This window comes from Rhizobium sp. BK418, from assembly GCF_004341105.1.
Taxonomy (GTDB): Bacteria; Pseudomonadota; Alphaproteobacteria; order Rhizobiales; family Rhizobiaceae; genus Rhizobium.
On record NZ_SLZK01000017.1, the window covers coordinates 2501 to 6568 of the forward strand.

At 53.6% G+C, this 4068-nt stretch carries 1 tRNA gene and 2 rRNA genes; all 3 read left to right on the top strand.

Annotated features, from left to right (window positions below):
- The first annotated feature begins 381 nt into the window (after positions 1–381).
- The 3 genes from EV281_RS30910 (at position 382) to EV281_RS30920 (ending at position 4058) form a co-directional block, all read left to right on the top strand.
- Positions 382–3265: ribosomal RNA gene (locus EV281_RS30910) — 23S ribosomal RNA — on the top strand.
- A 273-nt stretch (positions 3266–3538) separates the two neighbouring features.
- Positions 3539–3653: ribosomal RNA gene (rrf, locus tag EV281_RS30915) — 5S ribosomal RNA — on the top strand.
- A 328-nt stretch (positions 3654–3981) separates the two neighbouring features.
- A tRNA-Met gene (locus tag EV281_RS30920) sits at positions 3982–4058 on the top strand.
- The last annotated feature ends 10 nt before the right edge of the window (positions 4059–4068 follow it).

Sequence of the window (4068 nt, forward strand, 5' to 3'; positions counted from 1 at the left end):
TTTAAGAAACCATGGATGGCCTAGCCGGCCGGATGTGGTGGAGGGGCTGGAGGTAGGAAGGAAGCTTGTCCTTAAGGCATTCTTGTTGTTGGCATTCTTCGGAATGCTTCTGACAGGGTGCTGGATTGGCGTTGCCTGACCGCGCGTCACCGGATTTTATCTCGAGAAGCTGGTCTTATGACAGGCTGCAAGTGGGCTGCTCGGCGTAGCTCCAATAAAGCAGACCTGTCGAACACGTCGATGGCATCTGAATGATCTGGTTGTAAAAGGTAACCAGATTGTTGGGCTGGCCGTATGGTCAGATTTGGAACCCCTTCGAGCGCAAGCGAGAAGGACAAGGAATTCCAAATCCAACTAAAGATGAGCATTGGCAATGAGAACGATTAAGTGTCGTAAGGGCATTTGGTGGATGCCTTGGCATGCACAGGCGATGAAGGACGTGATACGCTGCGAAAAGCCGTGGGGAGCTGCGAATGAGCTTTGATCCATGGATCTCCGAATGGGGCAACCCACCTTAAATGCTTGGAAAATCTGATGCGCCGTTGGCGCATGAGCGAATAGGATTTAGCGAATAGCGAATAGGGTTCAAAAACTATTCGCTACTCGCTATTGGCTATTCGCTGCGTCGAAGGCGCCTCAGGTTTCCAAGCATTGTGATAAGGTATCTTACCTTCGAATACATAGGGGTAAGAAGCGAACGCAGGGAACTGAAACATCTAAGTACCTGCAGGAAAGGACATCAACCGAGACTCCGCAAGTAGTGGCGAGCGAACGCGGACCAGGCCAGTGGCATCAGTGATTAAAGCGGAACGATCTGGAAAGTTCGGCCGTAGCGGGTGACAGCCCCGTACGCGTAGATATCATTGATGTCCTAGAGTAGGGCGGGACACGTGAAATCCTGTCTGAACATGGGGAGACCACTCTCCAAGCCTAAGTACTCGTGCATGACCGATAGCGAACAAGTACCGTGAGGGAAAGGTGAAAAGCACCCCGACAAGGGGAGTGAAAGAGTACCTGAAACCGGATGCCTACAAACAGTCGGAGGGGGCAACCCTGACGGCGTACCTTTTGTATAATGGGTCAACGACTTAGTGTAACGAGCAAGCTTAAGCCGGTAGGTGTAGGCGAAGCGAAAGCGAGTCTGAATAGGGCGATATAGTTCGTTGCATTAGACCCGAAACCGAGTGATCTAGCCATGAGCAGGTTGAAGGTTGGGTAACACCAACTGGAGGACCGAACCCGCATCTGTTGCAATAGATTGGGATGACTTGTGGCTAGGGGTGAAAGGCCAATCAAACTCGGAAATAGCTGGTTCTCCGCGAAATCTATTTAGGTAGAGCGTCTGGCGAATACTCCCGGGGGTAGAGCACTGGATGGGCTATGGGGACTCACCGTCTTACTGATCCTAACCAAACTCCGAATACCGGGAAGTACTACCAGGCAGACACACGGCGGGTGCTAACGTCCGTCGTGAAAAGGGCAACAACCCTAACCTCCAGCTAAGGTCCCCAAGTCATGGCTAAGTGGGAAAGGATGTGAGGATCCCAAAACAACCAGGATGTTGGCTTAGAAGCAGCCATCATTTAAAGAAAGCGTAACAGCTCACTGGTCTAAATAAGGGTCTTTGCGCCGAAAATGTAACGGGGCTAAAGCCATGCACCGAAGCTGAGGATTCCTCTTTAAGAGGAGTGGTAGCGGAGCGTTCCGTAAGCTGATGAAGGGAGACCCGTGAGGGCTCCTGGAGGTATCGGAAGTGCGAATGTTGACATGAGTAACGATAAAGAGGGTGAGAGACCCTCTCGCCGAAAGACCAAGGGTTCCTGTTTAAAGTTAATCTGAACAGGGTTAGCCGGCCCCTAAGACGAGGCGGACACGCGTAGTCGATGGGAACCACGTTAATATTCGTGGGCCTGGTGGAAGTGACGGATCGCACAAGTTGTTCTGGTTTATTGGATTATCAGGGCAGCGGAGCGGTTCCAGGAAATAGCTCCACCGTATAGACCGTACCCGAAACCGACACTGGTGGTCAGGTAGAGTATACCAAGGCGCTTGAGAGAACTGCGTTGAAGGAACTCGGCAAATTGCACGCGTAACTTCGGAAGAAGCGTGACCCCATTTTACGCAAGTATGATGGGGTGGCACAGACCAGGGGGTAGCGACTGTTTATCAAAAACACAGGGCTCTGCGAAGTCGCAAGACGACGTATAGGGTCTGACGCCTGCCCGGTGCTGGAAGGTTAAGAGGAGAGGTGCAAGCTTTGAATCGAAGCCCCAGTAAACGGCGGCCGTAACTATAACGGTCCTAAGGTAGCGAAATTCCTTGTCGGGTAAGTTCCGACCTGCACGAATGGCGTAACGACTTCCCCGCTGTCTCCAACGCAGACTCAGTGAAATTGAATTCCCCGTGAAGATGCGGGGTTCCTGCGGTCAGACGGAAAGACCCCGTGCACCTTTACTATAGCTTTACACTGGCATTCGTGTCGGCATGTGTAGGATAGGTGGTAGGCTTTGAAGCAGGGACGCCAGTTTCTGTGGAGCCATCCTTGAAATACCACCCTTATCGTCATGGATGTCTAACCGCGGCCCGTCATCCGGGTCCGGGACAGTGTATGGTGGGTAGTTTGACTGGGGCGGTCGCCTCCGAAAGAGTAACGGAGGCGCGCGATGGTGGGCTCAGAGCGGTCGGAAATCGCTCGTCGAGTGCAATGGCATAAGCCCGCCTGACTGCGAGACTGACAAGTCGAGCAGAGACGAAAGTCGGTCATAGTGATCCGGTGGTCCCGCGTGGAAGGGCCATCGCTCAACGGATAAAAGGTACGCCGGGGATAACAGGCTGATGACCCCCAAGAGTCCATATCGACGGGGTTGTTTGGCACCTCGATGTCGGCTCATCGCATCCTGGGGCTGGAGCAGGTCCCAAGGGTTTGGCTGTTCGCCAATTAAAGCGGTACGTGAGCTGGGTTCAGAACGTCGTGAGACAGTTCGGTCCCTATCTGCCGTGGGTGTAGGAATATTGACAGGATCTGTCCCTAGTACGAGAGGACCGGGATGGACATATCTCTGGTGGACCTGTTGTCCTGCCAAGGGCATAGCAGGGTAGCTATATATGGACGGGATAACCGCTGAAGGCATCTAAGCGGGAAACCCACCTGGAAACGAGTGTTCCCTATCAGAGCCGTGGAAGACGACCACGTTGATAGGCCGGGTGTGGAAGTGCGGCAACGCATGAAGCTTACCGGTACTAATAGCTCGATTGGCTTGATCGTTCTCATTGACTATGCTCATCACCCGGCAAACGCTAAAGCGTTTGTCCGGATCGATGTGCCAGACCTTCTGTCCTCACGCGCCAATGGCGCTGCGGACGGCGCGCCGGACAACCGGCGACGCGCTTTGCGCTTGCGGCCCCGGCCGACAGTGCCCCGCGAAAGGTTAAAAGACGTGTTCAAAACCAGCGAAAGGGCGGCAGCGAAATCTATTCGCTACTCACTATTCCCTATTCGCTCCAAATCCAGCTTCTCACACAAGTTGCGCTTCGCTGACCTGGTGGTTATGGCGGGGTGGCTGCACCCGTTCCCTTTCCGAACACGGCCGTGAAACGCCCCAGCGCCTATGGTACTTCGTCTTAAGACGCGGGAGAGTCGGTCGCTGCCAGGTCTGCTAAACGCAACTCAGACGCATGTGCCCGAAGCTGAAAGCTTCGGAAAGCTACATGCGAAAACAAACTCAATCTTCTCATCACGAAAAACTAACGGCCCAAAGCCGATCAAAGGGCCGCTAAAAGCGGCTCTTTTGCTTTTAACGGTGCCACACAAACACACGGTGCCACACAAACACGAGGCAAATTGCACAGCAATTTGCTCGGCACAGATCCGTAAATCGCAACGCGATTTACGTAGCCGCGACAAATCCTATGGATTTGCGCAATCGGTATTTTGCCATAAGGCAAAAACCTGGACGGACGACGCAAGCGTCGCCTGGATAACGCGGGGTGGAGCAGCCCGGTAGCTCGTCAGGCTCATAACCTGAAGGCCGCAGGTTCAAATCCTGCCCCCGCAACCAAACCCTGCCC